The sequence below is a fragment of the Methylotuvimicrobium buryatense genome, assembly GCF_005931095.1.
Classification (GTDB): domain Bacteria; phylum Pseudomonadota; class Gammaproteobacteria; order Methylococcales; family Methylomonadaceae; genus Methylotuvimicrobium; species Methylotuvimicrobium buryatense.
Genome location: NZ_CP035467.1, coordinates 610,356 through 627,122, shown reverse-complemented (window position 1 = coordinate 627,122; position 16,767 = coordinate 610,356). Strand labels below are relative to the sequence as shown.

Genomic DNA, 16,767 nt, shown 5'->3' with positions numbered 1-16,767 from the left:
CAATTAAGGATTTTTATTATTTATTGGATAATCATTATTTATCAAACACTAATAAAAACAACATCAACACATGTTCGTTCTGTATGCTAAAAACAACAATCTATTAAAATTCGGCCGAGCTCAGACCATTCGGTATTTAGTAACGCTCTTTTGCAGTTTTTAGGCACCTTATATTACGCATCACTGCCATTAAGCTATACCCATCGAAGATCAAAATCCGGCGCTGGGGTGCCCTGGAAAAGCCCGGAGTCGATAAGTTAAGCCGACCATGGTTCGACAGGCTCACCACGAACGGCTTAACTTAATGGCCTTAACGGAGGACCTTTTTGGAACGAGGAAAATTATGTAATTCTTGCTTTAGGCTCTAATGCAACTTAAAACTTGCCATCCATGACACCGGATTACATCAATCAATGGCGGAATAACGGGTTTCCCTTTACTTAATGGCGGTGTGTATTACTCATCAATAAAAACCGCTTCAAACATCAGAAACTTTCGTTTTTCGCTTCATCTAATGGTCGCACCGGTTAAAGCCGCGTAAAATAGCGCCTATTTGAATCCTTCGCGAAAAGACATCCGATGATTTACTCGGCCTCAAAGCATTTTATACCCATCGTAGATCAAAATTCGGCACCGGGGTGTCCGCCAAAGGACGCCGTGAAACGTCCATGGCTCTTTGCCAGCTCCATACTGGCAAAGCCTTTGTCGGACACTCCGGCGCCTCCTCGGGTACTGCCCTAATTTGAAGTGTGATAGGTATACTTCGCGCCGAAACGTCAAAACGTAATTAAACCAAACATGACCACCATTCCTGACATAACGATTATCGGCGGCGGCATTATCGGCCTCTTGACCGCCCGCGAACTCACCATGGCCGGCGCCCGCGTGAGTATTCTGGAAAAAAACGCAATCGGCCAAGAGTCTTCATGGGCCGGCGGCGGCATTTTATTGCCGATTTATCCGTGGCGACAGCCTAGCGCGATTTCCGAATTAGTCCGGCACAGCCTGGACATTTACCCCACGCTGGCGACGGAACTAAAAGAATCGACCGGCATCGACCCCGAATGGAGTCCATGCGGCTTGTTTATCAGCCGTAATCCCGATATCGAACAGGCTATCGATTGGTGCGATCGCTATAGCATCAATTATCGAACCGAGCAAACGCCGAGTTTGGATAACCTGAATTGCGATCCGCTCAATCCGCTCTGGCTTCCCGCTATTGCTCATGCCCGCAATCCTCGTTTATTGAAGTCGGCCCGCCGGGATGCGGAAAACCGAAACGTCGAGTTAATCGAACATTGCGATGTGCAAAACGTCACCGTTAAAAACGGCAGAATCGTTTCGTTGACTACCGATCGAGGCGAGCGTCCGGTCGGTCATCTAACGGTCTGCGCCGGTGCCTGGACGAAAACGCTATTCGAGCGTTTCTTTTCCGAATTCGCGGCACCTGAAATCCAACCTATCAAAGGCCAAATGCTGCTTTACGACGCGCCACCCAACCTCTTGCCGGGCATGATTCTCGAGAACGATCACTATTTGATTCCGCGCCTCGACGGTAAAATACTGGTCGGCAGTAGCGTCGAGCATTGCGGCTTCGATAAATCGATCTCGGAAGCGACTTATCGCCGGCTTAAGTCTTTCGCCGAACATTTATGCCCTACATTGAAAACGGCGCCGATCATGACGCATTGGGCCGGCCTGCGCCCCGGAACCGAGCATGGCGTCCCTTATATTTTTCGGCATCCCGACCTTGACAATTTGAGCATTAACGCCGGCCATTTTCGTAACGGCCTGGTCATGGCGCCCGCGTCGGCTCGCTTGATGGCCGATTTGATTCTAGGTGAGACACCTTTGATCAAACAGGAACCTTATAGCTTATTCGCCCCTCATTAAACCGAAATCACTATTCCGGCTATTCGGAGGTATACCTTTCGCACTTCAAATTTCGGCATTGCCTATGGAGGTGCCGGGGTGTTCGGCAAAGGCTTTGATAGCATGGATGCTATCATAGAGCCTACATGGACGTATTTACGGCGTCCTTTGACGGGCACCCCGGCACCGAAATTTGACAAGCAAAGGGTATACCTTGGCAGGACGGGGTTTGCAACCCCGTCCTAAACGTTTCGACCGTGACCGAAGCAAGCCTAAACGTTTAGGGCAAAACGAAACGTTGGGGGCGGGCTAAATAACCCGTCCCGCAGAAGAATTTAGGATTGTTATACGAATTGAATGCGAAGCTTCATTGCGATGCCAAGCCCTGCACTTCGACCGTGATGTGTTTGATTCGGCGAAAATCGCCGAGCAAGGCTTTGTAATAGTCCGGAGGCTTCGGAAAACGAGTCGTCACGGCAACGATCGCGGCGTATTGGTTAGGGCCGATTTGCCAGACATGAAGATCGGAAACCCGATTATCCGAATCGTTTTCCAGCGTCATCTTAATCGCGACCGTGTAATTTTCTTCGATACTGCCGTCCAGCAATATTGGCCCGGTTTTCTTCAACAAGGTCATCGACCAACGCAAGATGATCAATGCGCCCAATATCCCCATCGCGGGATCCAGCCAATTCAATCCGTAATATTTTCCGCTCAGTAATGCGGCAATCGCTAAAACCGAGGTCAATGCATCGGCCAACACATGAAAAAATGCCGCCTCGAGATTATGATCGTGGTGATGATCGTGCTCGTCGCCGTGCCCGTGATCATGCCGATCAATCAGTATTAGCGCGCACAACAAGTTGATTAACAAGCCGATGCCGGCCACCACGATCGCTTCGTCGAAACGAATGTTTTGCGGCTCGAACAGATATTTGACCGACTCCATCGCCATGACTGCGGCAACGACAGCCAACGTAACCGCACTGGCAAAGCCGCCCAACACGCCGACTTTACCGGTGCCGAATGAAAACCTAGGATTACGGGCGTTTTTTCTGGCGTAACGATAAGCAAATACCGTGATCATGAACGCCGCGACATGGGTACCCATGTGCCAACCATCGGCCAATAAGGCCATCGAACCATAAAAGATTCCGGCCGTTATTTCGGCCACCATGGTTACCGCGGTCAAAAAAAGTACGAAACTTGTCTTTTTCTCGGCTTTTTTATGTTGTTCGATATCCCGATGCAAATTGCAACTCAGTTTTGAATCCGCGTCGCGCATACGATCCTTTCCGGTATTAAAACGATGAAATTGGCAATAACGACCGTTATCGCTTTATACGGTCCTATTTTCGGGGCAGTTAGGGAGACATTTTGAAACCATGCTAATTGGAAGTCAATTAGACAGAAGCAATCGGATTACAACGAGGCGAGTGAGGTTTGAAGAGAGATGGCCGGAAATAACCAGGCTACTTCGATGCGTAGCCTGGTATTCCGATCAATTGAGAACGGAATTAAAAGCCGCGTGTTTATTTCAGTTTAGGGCAGTCGACATATTCGGCATGCACTGTACTGATTTTAACGACGCGATGTTTCTGATTGGGACTGTTGTTAGGTCCATCCGCTTCGCCAACCGCCGATATCCTCAATTGATTCGGTCTAGCGCCCGCTTGTCTCAGCATATTCGCGATAGATGCCGCTCTGCGCTCAGCCAGCCTTTTGTTGCTTTCCGCGCTGCCGACCGTATCCGTATATGCCACAACATCGGCGGTTGCATTCGGGTGAGTTTGCAGGTATTGTCCGATCACATTGATATCATGATGATTGGTATTGTAAGGCGTTGCGCTACCGGTGCTAAAAAATGCGCCGGTTCTTTGAACTTGACCAGCCTTATCGTGATTATCGCTATGAACTTCGGTCAACCATGCGCACATAGCCTTTTCCGCTTCCAGACGATGACTGGCCGCATCGCGAGCCGCATTCATCGCTTTTTGCCGCTGATCGATATTCCAATAATGGTCGTTTTGCCAATGCCCTAGTATATGATTGGCCTCTTCGAATCTTTCTTCCGAAGCTTCCCAATGGTACAGCGCTTGCCCAAGGTTTCCGGCTACCGCTGCGTCCATTTCCGATCTTAAAGCGGGAATGTCCTTCGCGGGGGGGGTACAGGCCGTTAATGCCGGAGCCAATATAGCAAGCGACAGGTATACAAGTTTTCTGTTCATGATTTTTATCCTCTTAAATCAAAAGCGATCCCTACCGGGAAATCAGTGGAGAGTCATTAATCCAAATGATGGATTATTCGCCGTCATCCAATGGACCGTAAGTCGTCCAAAAACCCGGATAATGGGCGCCGAAATAACGCGTATCTTCACTGAAACGGTCCCACACATAAGGCGGAGTAATATAGTCGCTTGTAGGAATCGGGGAGGTAACCAGCTCAGCCACACCAATGACTGTCCGACTCACACCATGACCCACGCCACGTAACAACCCCCAGCTCATGCCGAGAAATATATTAGAATCGCTGCTGATATTGACGATATTTTTTGGTATTTCGATCCACCCTGTCGTCGTGTTAAAAAAACCCTGACTAACTTTCTTAGTAAAGCCGGACAAATACCCGTGATCGTGATCATCGGCATATCCCGGACTTGCTGTTACGAGTGTGCCGACTAACAGGCCGGCGGTGATTAATTTATTTTTATTCATTGTAGATTCCTCCCGAAACGTTAAAGGTATCAGGTCCACTATAACAATCATTTAAGTTGCTATAACTCCGACCCAAAGAGTTTTCACATGACCGAAACAGCATCAACCCACGGTTTATTCGACTGCCATACAGGCCAAAGCCTCCTTGCTTAAGCATCAAACAATTCCCCCTACATGTATCGGTTTAATGCAAAATTGATATTTAAATCGAAGGGACGCCGCTCTCCTTTATCCCTCGAGAAAGACAATAGCCTAAAGGTTGAATGTTGTCAAACCGGCACCCTGCCTGTATTCGTAGTGATTTTCATTATTACCTACAGGTTTAAAAGATGAAAATCGTAATTCGACGCAAACCAGTTAATACTATCTTCACCGATGCGCACCACCGGCCATCTTTTTTGAAAACCGGCCGCCGAAAACGCTATTATCGACTTGGGATTCACCCCTGTCTTTACAGAAAAAACGCCCGCCTAGAATTGATGAGCATTAGCGTCACGAAGTACGAACCGATTAAGATTCAGCCTCAGTGGCTTTCTTGAGCATGAACTAGATCAGTAGCATCAACATAAATGAACCGCCATGCGTGACACTAAAATAAACAATCGATAAAACAAATGCCCAAGCGGGTGTGATCAATAAAATACGCATGATCAAATAGGCAATAACCGCAACACCCCAGACCATCAAGCCGAATAAAATATAGTAGCTCAACAAATCGTCGGTCGTCGTTAGCCACACGATCACAGGAAGACCCGCCGTGGCAATGATGTTCTCACATACCAAAAAACTGGTCGCGGCCGAAATAAACCCCGCACTCGCTTTTTTAAAAAACAAAAGCATTTCTACAAACAGCAAAGTCAATCCTGTTTCCAGAATAGCTTCGATCAGAGCATCTAACGGATCGGTGATATTAGCCAGAATAAATAACTCGATTAACAAGTAGTAATATAAATTTTTTTGAAAAAAACTAACCGAGCGCGGCAATTCTAGCGGACAATGCCTGAACCAGCATAATGGAACGTAGGCTTTTATAAGTTCCATTCCTTCCCCCTGATTGTTATTCAAAAAAACTACGCGTCCGGACTTTCGGATTCCAAAATTTTGCTGGCGTTTTCTAATCGCTCTTCATAAACATTGAACCCGTCGTTCAATGCGATGACCAATTCTTTGGCTTTTTCGCTTAATTTAGCCAAACGAAGCTTTGTTTTTTTATTCCAGCCCACCGGCGTATTGATCGGCAATAGCATGTGAGTATTCGTCAAGCTTTTTTCGAACAAGTCCGCTAGATTTTCCAGCAAATGGAGTTCCTTTTGCCGTTCTTCCAATCTTCCGATAATTAGCTTGGCCTGCAATTTACTGATTGCGATATGCAGCGGCGCCATGAATGCGATCAGACCGACTAACGCCAATGGCCCCACGATGGGATCGAATAATATCGCAAAGAAGCCCATTTGAATTTCGGCAAACAACATCAACATAACGATGAAACCTAAAATCAGAAGGCTGGAAAAATGCGCGCGTTCTTTCCAAAGTTCGATTGCCTGCTTGACTTCCGGCATGACGACCTCGCGGATATCACGAATATTCTGTTCGAGCGCTTGCAGAATTCGGTAGGACCGGTAGTGATTTAAGTTTTCGATACGCTCATCGATAATTCCCATCGACTCTTTGTTCTGGGGATCGGCTAGATTTGCCTGGCTGGATAACACAACGAACTGTCCGGTTTTGATGCCCAGTTCCGCCAATCTTTTTTGCCACGATTTAATAATTTCCGCATTTGCGGCCGCATGATCGATGATATAGACGAATTTATTGGAGTCCTGCTGTTCGGCAATACTTTGGCTTAGCCCCGTCAACGAATGCAGTTCGCTATCGAAAACATCGCAAAACACCAGCACCAAATCGGAAATCTCGACAATATGCCGGGTGAGCAGCTTTGTAATCGGATTAACCGGGGCTTCTATGCCGAAATTAGGCGACTCGATAATCAACTTACCTTTCAAGCGCTCGTTATTGACGGTTTTCAGCTCTAAATACGCATTAACATTATTGCCTTCGCCCGGCATTTCTCGTTCTATCTTTCGGCTTATCTGGTAAAAAGGCAAGCGGTGATCCAAATCCAACGCCGAACCGGGTAAGGTTACCGCATGGTTTTGACTATTGTGCTGCAGAACCGTGAATTTATGATTGGACGATTGTATTCCCGCCAAGCTCTGATTCGCGTTCAGGTATTGATTGATAAACCGCGAACTCGCCTGGGAAGATCCGCCGATCACGCTGATAATAGGCCACCAGGAATGTTGACTGGCCGTGGTTTCGTCCTCACCGATCAAGCCCAGATCGAATTCGAGCTGATCAAGTTCGTGAAAAACCTTGGCCGCATCAAGCAAAACCGGATTATTATCGACAAAGTGCTTCTCAATATTGAGTAATTGTTTACCGGGTGTTTTTTTTGTCATCAGTTTGACCCTTAATTGTTATTTATTGTTATTACCACGCCTGAGCCGGACGTCATGGGTCACTGCCATTACGTTAACGAAAACGCGTCTCCGGCGTAGATTGCCGGAATCCAGTCGTCAAGGATAGCGGAGTTACCGACATAGCAGTTTAACTATACATCGCTGGTGTCGCTACCCTACCTCGCCAACCGACGGGCGCGGCACGACAATAGACCGGGTAACTACGCTGAATTCCATGATTATTAAGCAGGATTTCAAGTATACACCCAGTTAAAACGCAATCAAAAAATGATCTTATCCGCATCAGCCATTCCCAATTTGAGGGTAAAAAGGGTGTCGAAATATGCCGGCCCGGAACGAATGCTGAATTAATTGATGCAACTCGCCAATCCTGAGAAATAATGGGTATTCAAGCCTTTGCCTTTGTCATTGACAGCCCGTATATTAGTCGGTTTTGTTATCTTAATCATGGGGCTATAAGAAAAGACGAGCACTGTAGGGCGCGCATCGCTCATCTTTCCACGGTTTCGAACCGACGCCCCCCCCCCCCATAAGCACCAACTTAAGAAAGGAACGCGTTATTCCGCCATGGAAGGCAATGCTTAGCACCACATCCATGTAACATGAATATTGACAACCCATACCGATATGACAAATAAAACCATAAACGCGCTATAGAATAGGCACTAAGTTGGCGCTTATGAGGCCCCGCCCCAGGTGCGTGATGCGCACCTTACACCTGGCACTTTATAGCCTATGATCACCAGCAAATTCCAAGATATTTTGAGATTATAAAAAGCGGCAACACAAAAATTAGCTAAAATGGCTTTTTTCGACAGCCTAGACTATAAAACGAGTCGTTAGATGGAAAAAACAAATACTATCCCTCCTGTCGCTTGGGCCTCAATGGTCATGATACTTGTTATCGCTTTATCGGGATGCGCAAAACCTTTTTGGGGAGGTTACGGGGGCACCGGCCTGAGTAGGGAAGCTTTTGAAGCCTATGTCGAACAAGTCTTCCGATTTCAAAACCGACTAACCAACGAAGTGATGCTCTTGTCTCTACGAAGCGACGACTTGAATCAATATAACGACATCTTCCTGGCCGAGCATGAAATGCATGAAATATGCCGCCCTTTAAATGAATATGCGACCAAGAGCATGGACGACCAAAATGCCGGCCTGCTGTTGATGCGGCGAGTGGAAAGATCGGTCGTGCCTTGCGAACAAGCCGCCCAATATGTCGATTTGCTGCTAAGGCATTTGTATTAGTCCTATGCACACTTGCTGCAAGACGAATCGACGCCGGTGGAGCCTACCAAAGGGCGTCTAAAGGATTTGGTCGTAAATAACTTCCCTTTTTAGGGAGGGTTCGGTAACTGAATTGGCAGGTGTCGGCGGCAGTGAGCTGCCGCCAAGCCCCCCCCATGGATGGGTTTACGGCGTTCCTCGACAGGCATACCCCACACCCTAAAATCGGCGAAACTGCTCAAACTGGGAATTGCTGGTACAAAGGGATTAGGCTCAAACTTTCTTTAAAGGCGTTAAAACTGTATTGACCGCCGGTTTACTTTTATCGATTTCCGGATAATCGAGCGTGTAATGCAAGCCTCTGCTTTCCTTACGGAGCTGAGCACAACGCACGATCAATTCGGCAACTATCACCAAGTTACGAAGCTCCAATAAATCGCTGGTCACTCTAAAGTGGCTATAATATTCAGCGATTTCGCTTTTCAGTAACTCGATTCGGCGCATCGCGCGACTCAATCGTTTATCGGTCCGTACGATACCGACATAGTCCCACATAAAGTGCCTAAGCTCGCTCCAGTTGTGAGAAACGACCACCTCTTCGTCGGAATCGCTGACCTTGGACTCATCCCATTCAGGAACCTCGGAAGGCAACGGAATATCGGGCAGTATTCGCAGAATGTCCTGACAAGCCCGCTCAGCGAAAACCAGGCATTCAAGCAACGAGTTGCTGGCCATGCGATTCGCGCCATGCAATCCGGTACAGGCAACTTCGCCGACCGCATAGAGATTCGACAAATCGGTACGCGCATTGCGATCGGCTAAAATACCGCCGCAGGTGTAATGAGCGGCCGGCACAACCGGAATAGGTTGTTTAGTAATATCGATATCCAGTTTTAAACAACGCTCATAAATATTCGGAAAATGCTCTCGTACAAAGGCTTCCGGTTTATGGCTGATATCCAGATAAACGCAATCGATCCCGCGTTTTTTCATTTCATGATCGATAGCTCTGGCAACGATATCCCGCGGCGCCAGTTCCTCCCGAGGATCATAGCGATGCATGAACGCAGTCCCGTCCGGCAAAATGAGACGCCCGCCCTCTCCCCGGACCGCCTCGCTGATCAAAAACGAATGCCCATGCGGATGATAAAGACAAGTGGGGTGAAACTGCATGAATTCCATATTAGCAACTCGACAACCGGCACGCCAAGCCAAAGCGATACCATCGCCTGTCGCAATTTGGGGGTTAGTGCTGTACAAATACACTTTACTGGCACCGCCTGTCGCAAGCGCGACGGCTCTAGCCGCGATAGATTTAACACGGTGTGAGCGGATATCGAGCACATAAGCCCCCGTGACCCTGTCATTGGCTTCTTTGCTCAAAATTAAATCGATGACATTATGATGCTCGTATATCTTGATGTTAGGATGTGCCCTGGCCCTTTCGATTAATATTTCCGAAACGGCCTTACCTGTGGCGTCGGCCGTATGCACAATGCGGCGATGAGAATGACCGCCTTCGCGGTTAAGATGCAGTTGCGTTTCGCCGGTTTCGGTCTGCTCTTCCGTGAACGCAACCCCTTGATGCCTTAACCAATCGATTGACTCCTTACCATGCTTGACCGTTAATTCGACAATATCGGGATCACATAATCCGGCGCCGGCATCCAGCGTATCGGCAATATGCGACTCGAGCGAGTCTTGTTCATCCAAAACCGCGGATATTCCGCCTTGTGCATAATAAGTACTGCCTTCGAAGATCACGCACTTTGACAATACGGCGACTCGGACTCGATCGGCAAGCTTGAGAGCCAGGCTCAATCCAGCCGCGCCACTGCCGGCAATAAGGACATCATAAGTTTCAGGTTGGTTCATGTAGGGCGATTGTCGGCATTTATTTGTTTTTGTTTTTAGGTATGAACACAGCAATACTTTAATATGGCTTCATAAGCCTTGTTTGTGGATAATAACGTTTTTTTATACGTTAGCAATTTTTTTTGAAGCTTAAGAACTTGTGCGGTTTAATTCTGTCTATCGAAACACATTGGAAAAATTGTGAAAGTTAAAACAGGGACCAGCGAACAACTGGATAAAGACTTAGTGTTGCGCGTGCAGCAGGGCGACAAGTCTGCCTTTGATCTATTGGTCATAAAATATCAGTATAAAATAGTTCAACTGGTAAACCGCTATGTCAAGGACCCCAGTGAAGCTCAAGATGTGGCGCAGGAATCTTTTATCAAGGCTTACCGAGCGATTGGTAATTTCAGAGGCGACAGCGCTTTTTATACCTGGCTCTATCGTATTGCCATTAATACCGCAAAAAACTATCTGGTTGCCCGTTCGCGGCGTAGTAGCGATTATGAAATCGATATCGACGATGCGGAACAAATACAAAATGCGCCGGAGCTAAAGGGTATGGACACGCCGGAACAGCATTTGTTGAACGAAGAAATCCTAGAAACGATCAAAGCCGCAATAGAAAAATTACCGGAGGAAATGCGTATAGCCATTACCTTGCGGGAGTTCGAAGGAATGAGTTATGAAGAAATTGCCGAGGCAATGGAATGCCCGGTGGGAACTGTTCGATCGCGCATTTTTAGAGCGCGAGAAGCGATCGATAATAAATTAACCCCTTTGCTTAAATGACGGTAACTTTTGATGGTCGATGAACTAAATCAAAAAATTTCTCAACTCCTTGATGACGATCTCTCTTATCAAGAATCCTTGAGTTTGCTAAAAAAAATGCATGCCCAGCCGGAGTTACAGCAACAATTGCACCGCTATGAAGCGATCAGCCATGTGCTTAAATCCGACAACTTCGTACCAGTCGATGCGGGGTTTGCCCAACGGATCAGTCGGAGTTTGCAAACCGAGCCCGTTTATCTAGCAACGCGACGCAAAACTTTTAAAAAATCTTACGCCTCGATATCGGCTTTAGCCGCCTCAGCAGCAGCAGTCGCGCTACTTGTTTCTCAAGGGATTAATCAATCCTCGCAACCGCATATGATGCCATTATCTCAATCGCAATCGGTAACGATGGCGGCGAATGTCGATCTGCAGGAGCCTCAGCCGACCCTTGATCATTCATCCGAGAAGGAATTGACGAGAAACCGCTTTATTGAATACCTTCAAGCTCATAACAGCAGCCGCTACATAGACGGGTCAGTCAATCTTCGGCCTTATGCGCGGACCGTTCAGTATCATCAGGAATAATCGCGTGTTGAAAGTTTTAAGTTTTGTTTTGTCGCTGACAGCTGCATCCGCTTTTGCCGCTGAGTCCGATGTCAAGCAGACGCCTGGGCATTCGCTATTGAAAATGCAGCAAGCAATGAAACACCTTAATTACCAGGGTACAGTGGCTTTTTTAAGAAACGGCAAACTTAATGTCTTAAAATATTCGCATGCCTCGACCAATGGCATAGGACAAGAACGCTTAGTTTCGCTAAACTCTCCACTACGAGAAACCATTAGAGATGCCGATAAAGTCAGCTGTTTCTTCCCGGAAACCTCTAAAGTCATCGTCGATCACAGACCCGCCGCACGGTCTTTTTTAATCGACTTACCCGAGCAATTAAATGACCTGGAAAACTATTATCAATTTACGTTTTCCGGCGAAGAGCAAGTAGCCATGCTGCCTGCAAGAATCTTGGATATTTCTCCGAAAGACCGGTATCGATATGCACGCCGAATCTGGATAGACAACCAACAATATCTACCGTTAAAGGTCGAAGTTTACGACCGCTCGGGCAATACCATCGAGCAGGTTGTATTTACCGAACTTGAAGTCAAATCTAGCTTGCCGTTTATCGATGTCGACTCTGCTCTCTTGGATAAAGAGGTAGAACGCATTCATAACCGGCAACCTATGCCTTTTAAAACCGCCGGATTTGTTTTGAAACAAGTCCCCGGCGGCTTTCATAAGCAGTTTTTCGTACAAATGACGATGCAGGGCGGTAATCGCCCCGTGGAACACTTACTCTTATCTGATGGATTTTCGTCTGTATCGGTTTATCTTGAAAATAAAAGTGCTAATATTGAGCTGGGCGCTCGCTCGACCGACTCGGTAAATGCGTACAGCCGAATCATCGACGACCATTTGGTCACCGTAATGGGCGAAGTACCCGAAGAAACCGTCAGGTATATCGCGGAAGGCGTTGAGCTTCGCACGAATACCCAATAGACTTGCCATTGATCAACGCATCTATACAATGAACCGGCGTGCATTGAAATAATTTCACAACCCAATTCATTCACCGATTAACGGGTTTCCCGACACCGATGTCGTTCGGCCAATTAATCGGTCCGGTATGCTTTCTTTTACGAAAGCGAACAGTAAAATCACCCATCCCCTGTCTAAAAACCGCTATCTAATGACCTTTAATTCCCGACGATCTATCATGAGTTTACCAGGAGGCTATCGCTCTATGAAAATTTATGGACCCTTATTATTAAGCTTGTTGTTAATTCAAAACGCTGCAGCGCAATTGCCCGACTTTACCGGGATGGTCCGGGATAATGGCAAAGCCGTGGTCAATATCAGCACCTCCCAGAAAGCGCCGGACAATGAAGAGGCAGGCTTTACCGGCGAGCCTCAATTACCGGAAGGCATACCCCCTGAACTGGAAGAGTTGTTCAAACATTTCTTCCAAGGACCGGGAGGCGGTATGGTACCCAGAGAAACCAATTCGTTAGGATCGGGGTTTATCATTTCCGGCGACGGCTATGTATTGACTAACCATCATGTCGTCAAGGATGCCGATGAAATCGTCGTCAAACTAACCGACAGACGCGAATTAGTGGCTAAATTGATCGGATCGGACTCACGAACCGATGTCGCACTGTTAAAAATCGAGGCTGAAGACTTACCTTCGGTTGCCATCGGCTCCCCTGAAAAATTACAGGTCGGCGAATGGGTACTTGCGATCGGTTCGCCATTCGGCTTCGAACAGTCGGTCACCGCCGGCATCGTAAGCGCAAAAGGACGCAGTCTGCCTGGTGGAAATTATATTCCGTTCATTCAAACCGATGTCGCAATTAATCCGGGCAATTCGGGCGGCCCATTATTCAACATGGAAGGCAAAGTGGTCGGCATCAACTCCCAAATCTACAGCCGGACCGGCGGTTTTATGGGGCTTTCGTTCGCGATCCCAATGGATGTCGTCATGAACGTCGTCGACCAACTCAAAACCAAAGGTAGCGTATCGCGCGGTTGGCTGGGCGTGCAAATTCAGGACGTTACCCGAGAACTGGCCGAATCCTTCGGCATGAAACGTCCTGTCGGCGCCTTGGTCGCCAAGATTATCGCCCAAAGCCCAGCAGAAGCTGCCGATCTTCAAATAGGCGATATCATTATCGAGTTCAATGGTCAAAAAATTGAAACATCCGGAGACCTGCCGCCACTGGTAGGGATGAGCCCGATCAATGAAAAATCAAAATTAACCGTGATTCGCCAAGGCGATAAAAAAGCGATTAGCGTTAAAATCGGACTACTACCGGAGGAAGACGCTCAACAAGCCGCCACAAAAGCCGCACCGAAGCCGGACAACCGTCTCGGCATCAGCGTCAGCAATCTGAACGAAGAACAACGCGAACAAACGCAAGTCATGAAAAACGGCGTGTTAGTTCAGAATGTCGGCAAAGGACCTGCTGCACAAGTCGGAATCCAACGCGGCGACGTCATTTTAAGGATCGCTAATAATGTCATTCGCGATGTGGCTGATTTTGATAGAATAGTCAAAAATCTTCCGGCCGGCCAATCGATTGCCGTTTTAATACAGCGGCGTGGCAGCCCGGTCTTTTTGGCCATTAAACTAGATAAATAAACGTGGATTTAAAAAATATTAGAAATTTTTCCATCATCGCTCATATCGACCATGGCAAATCGACACTGGCCGACCGCTTTATTCAACTATGCGGCGGCCTGAGTGATCGGGAAATGGAAGCCCAGGTACTCGATTCGATGGATATCGAGAGGGAACGCGGCATTACGATTAAGGCGCAAAGCGTCACATTGAACTACCAAGCCAAGGACGGCATTATCTATCAACTGAACTTCATCGACACTCCGGGGCATGTCGATTTTTCTTACGAGGTTTCAAGGTCCCTAGCCGCTTGTGAAGGAGCATTATTGGTGGTCGACGCGGCTCAAGGCGTAGAGGCGCAAAGTGTCGCGAATTGCTATACCGCAATCGAGCAAGGCCTGGAAGTCGTCCCGGTATTGAATAAAATCGATCTGCCGTCTGCCGAACCCGAGCGCGTGATGGCTGAAATCGAAGACGTCATCGGCATTCCCGCCGATAATGCCCTCAAAATCAGCGCTAAAACCGGCCTCGGCGTCGAGGACGTACTGGAGCAATTGGTTCAATTGGTCCCGCCGCCTTCCGGCGACGAAAAGGGACCGTTGCAAGCACTGATCATCGATTCCTGGTTCGACAGCTATCTAGGTGTCGTATCGCTAATCCGAATCGTCAACGGCAGTATTCGCCGCAAACAAAAGATCATGATCATGTCGACCGGCAAGTCTTTTCTTGTCGACAAAGTCGGCGTGTTTACACCGAAGCGACTGGAAAAAGACGTCCTTAATACCGGCGAAGTCGGCTACATGGTGGCGTCGATCAAAGATATTTTCGGCGCTCCGGTCGGCGATACCATCACCTCGACCGATAACCCTGCCGATAAGCCTTTGGCCGGATTTCAAAAAGTCCAGCCGCGCGTATTCGCCGGCTTATACCCGGTATCTTCAGACGATTATGAAGACTTGCGTGAAGCGCTAAACAAATTACAATTAAACGACGCATCGCTGCAATTCGAACCTGAAACGTCGCAAGCACTGGGCTTCGGTTTCCGCTGCGGATTTCTCGGCATGCTACACATGGAAATCATTCAGGAACGTCTCGAGCGCGAATACGATATCGACCTGATCACGACCGCTCCGACCGTAATCTATGAAGTCACCACCCACAACGGCGAAGTCCTGATGGTGGACAATCCGGCTAAATTACCCGATATCGGCACGATCGCATCGATTAAGGAACCGATTATCCGTGCCAATATTTTAGTTCCTCAAGATTATTTGGGTAACGTTATCAATTTATGTATCGAAAAACGCGGCATTCAAAAAGACATGCAATACGCCGGCCGACAAGTCTCATTGAATTATGAATTGCCGTTAAGCGAAGTCGTGTTGGATTTTTTCGATCGTTTGAAATCGGCCAGTCGCGGCTTTGCTTCATTCGATTACGAGTTCTTGCGTTTTCAAGAAGCTTCCCTGATTAAACTGGATATCTTGATCAACGGCGAAAAAGTCGACGCTCTGTCGATCATCGTTCACCGAGACATCAGCCAAAACCGCGGCCGCGATTTGGTCGAAAAAATGAAGGACCTGATTCCCCGCCAGATGTATGAAGTCGCCATTCAAGCCGCGATAGGCTCCAAAATCATTGCCCGGTCGACAGTAAAAGCGATGCGCAAAAACGTAACGGCTAAATGTTATGGTGGAGACATCACTCGTAAGAAAAAACTTCTGGAAAAACAAAAGGCCGGTAAAAAACGCATGAAACAAGTCGGCAAGATAGAAATTCCGCAAGACGCTTTTCTCGCCGTGCTTCAAGTCAACAAAGACTAACTTGTATTCTTATACTCCGACCAATTTTCACTTTATCCATCTCTATCCATGAATTTCGATTTTTCATTTTTTTTAGTGATCGCCACTGTGTTGACCGGCGCGATTTGGGGCGGTTATTTAGCCTACCTTAAATTCGCCGGCATCGACCCGCCACCGGAAAACGAGCCTATTTTGGTCGAGTATGCCCGTTCGTTTTTTCCGATCGTGTTAATCGTTTTGCTGCTCAGATCGTTTTTGGTTGAGCCGTTTAGAATCCCTTCCGGGTCGATGATGCCGACCTTGCTGATCGGTGATTTTATTTTGGTGAACAAATTCACCTATGGCATACGATTACCGGTCATTAACCAAAAAATCGTCGAAATGAACACCCCTCAACGAGGCGATATCGTCGTGTTTCGCTACCCTAAACAACCTTCGGTCGATTACATCAAGCGCATCATTGGTTTACCGGGCGACCGTATCGCTTACGATAAAAAAAACCTCTATATCAATGGTCATCCTGTTAAGCGCGTTTCACTCGGCGTTTATCAGGGCGTCGGCCAAGGCGAAAGCATGACAGGCACTGAACATTTCTTAGAGGATTTAAAGGGTATCGAACATAGCATCTTAATCAGTCCCGGCGCGCCCTCGATTGACGGCGTTTATGTTGTACCCGAAGGACATTTTTTTGTAATGGGCGATAATCGCGACAATAGCAACGACAGCCGATATTGGGGTACCGTACCCGAACAAAATCTAGTAGGGAAAGCTTTTTTTATATGGATGAATTGGGACTGGCAACATAAAGGCGTCGGCTTCGATCGTATCGGTACAATCATTCAATGAAATCCTATTCCTTTCTTTAAT

The 16,767-nt window shown here is 47.5% G+C and carries 14 protein-coding genes; 8 read left to right on the top strand and 6 right to left on the bottom strand.

The window, feature by feature from the left end:
* Window positions 1–798: 798 nt before the first annotated feature.
* Window positions 799–1,893: an NAD(P)/FAD-dependent oxidoreductase gene (locus tag EQU24_RS02915; protein ID WP_017840937.1), complete on the top strand. Its 1,095-nt coding sequence runs from the start codon at window positions 799–801 to the stop codon at window positions 1,891–1,893.
* Between the two features lie 346 nt (window positions 1,894–2,239).
* On the opposite strand, the gene dmeF is transcribed toward EQU24_RS02915, so the two are convergent.
* The 5 genes from dmeF to EQU24_RS02885 all read right to left on the bottom strand — a co-directional run bounded on the left by dmeF (window position 2,240) and on the right by EQU24_RS02885 (window position 7,046).
* On the bottom strand, window positions 2,240–3,157 hold the full coding sequence (gene dmeF / locus EQU24_RS02905) for a CDF family Co(II)/Ni(II) efflux transporter DmeF (RefSeq protein WP_017840938.1): 918 nt from the start codon (window positions 3,155–3,157) through the stop codon (window positions 2,240–2,242).
* Between the two features lie 247 nt (window positions 3,158–3,404).
* Complete coding sequence (locus EQU24_RS02900; RefSeq protein WP_017840939.1) at window positions 3,405–4,100, bottom strand: OmpA family protein; 696 nt, start codon at window positions 4,098–4,100, stop codon at window positions 3,405–3,407.
* A 73-nt stretch (window positions 4,101–4,173) separates the two neighbouring features.
* Window positions 4,174–4,587 carry an exosortase system-associated protein, TIGR04073 family gene (locus EQU24_RS02895; RefSeq protein ID WP_017840940.1) on the bottom strand — a complete coding sequence of 138 codons (414 nt, stop codon included), beginning with the start codon at window positions 4,585–4,587 and terminating at the stop codon, window positions 4,174–4,176.
* A 546-nt stretch (window positions 4,588–5,133) separates the two neighbouring features.
* Entirely contained in the window at window positions 5,134–5,628 is a 495-nt protein-coding gene (locus tag EQU24_RS02890) for a hypothetical protein (RefSeq protein ID WP_017840942.1), read from the bottom strand.
* Window positions 5,629–5,657: 29 nt separating this feature from the next.
* Window positions 5,658–7,046: a P-loop NTPase family protein gene (locus tag EQU24_RS02885; RefSeq protein WP_017840943.1), complete on the bottom strand. Its 1,389-nt coding sequence runs from the start codon at window positions 7,044–7,046 to the stop codon at window positions 5,658–5,660.
* 864 nt (window positions 7,047–7,910) lie between these two features.
* On the opposite strand from EQU24_RS02885, the gene EQU24_RS02880 reads away from it, so the two are divergent.
* Window positions 7,911–8,318 (top strand): hypothetical protein, encoded by a 408-nt coding sequence (locus tag EQU24_RS02880; RefSeq protein ID WP_017840944.1) that lies wholly within the window; start codon window positions 7,911–7,913, stop codon window positions 8,316–8,318.
* A gap of 252 nt (window positions 8,319–8,570) precedes the next feature.
* Here EQU24_RS02880 and nadB read toward each other — a convergent pair whose 3' ends face one another.
* Window positions 8,571–10,172: an L-aspartate oxidase gene (nadB, locus tag EQU24_RS02875; protein WP_017840945.1), complete on the bottom strand. Its 1,602-nt coding sequence runs from the start codon at window positions 10,170–10,172 to the stop codon at window positions 8,571–8,573.
* 180 nt (window positions 10,173–10,352) lie between these two features.
* Here nadB and rpoE point away from each other — a divergent pair, with 180 nt between their 5' ends.
* From rpoE to lepB, 6 genes are all read left to right on the top strand, one after another.
* Entirely contained in the window at window positions 10,353–10,943 is a 591-nt protein-coding gene (rpoE, locus tag EQU24_RS02870; RefSeq protein WP_014147080.1) for an RNA polymerase sigma factor RpoE, read from the top strand.
* 12 nt (window positions 10,944–10,955) lie between these two features.
* On the top strand, window positions 10,956–11,510 hold the full coding sequence (locus EQU24_RS02865) for a sigma-E factor negative regulatory protein (RefSeq protein ID WP_017840946.1): 555 nt from the start codon (window positions 10,956–10,958) through the stop codon (window positions 11,508–11,510).
* A 4-nt stretch (window positions 11,511–11,514) separates the two neighbouring features.
* Window positions 11,515–12,477: a MucB/RseB C-terminal domain-containing protein gene (locus EQU24_RS02860; RefSeq protein ID WP_017840947.1), complete on the top strand. Its 963-nt coding sequence runs from the start codon at window positions 11,515–11,517 to the stop codon at window positions 12,475–12,477.
* 244 nt (window positions 12,478–12,721) lie between these two features.
* Entirely contained in the window at window positions 12,722–14,119 is a 1,398-nt protein-coding gene (locus EQU24_RS02855; protein WP_017840948.1) for a DegQ family serine endoprotease, read from the top strand.
* A 2-nt stretch (window positions 14,120–14,121) separates the two neighbouring features.
* Entirely contained in the window at window positions 14,122–15,921 is a 1,800-nt protein-coding gene (gene lepA, locus EQU24_RS02850; protein ID WP_017840949.1) for a translation elongation factor 4, read from the top strand.
* Between the two features lie 48 nt (window positions 15,922–15,969).
* Window positions 15,970–16,746 (top strand): signal peptidase I, encoded by a 777-nt coding sequence (gene lepB, locus EQU24_RS02845; RefSeq protein ID WP_017840950.1) that lies wholly within the window; start codon window positions 15,970–15,972, stop codon window positions 16,744–16,746.
* Window positions 16,747–16,767: the final 21 nt, after the last annotated feature.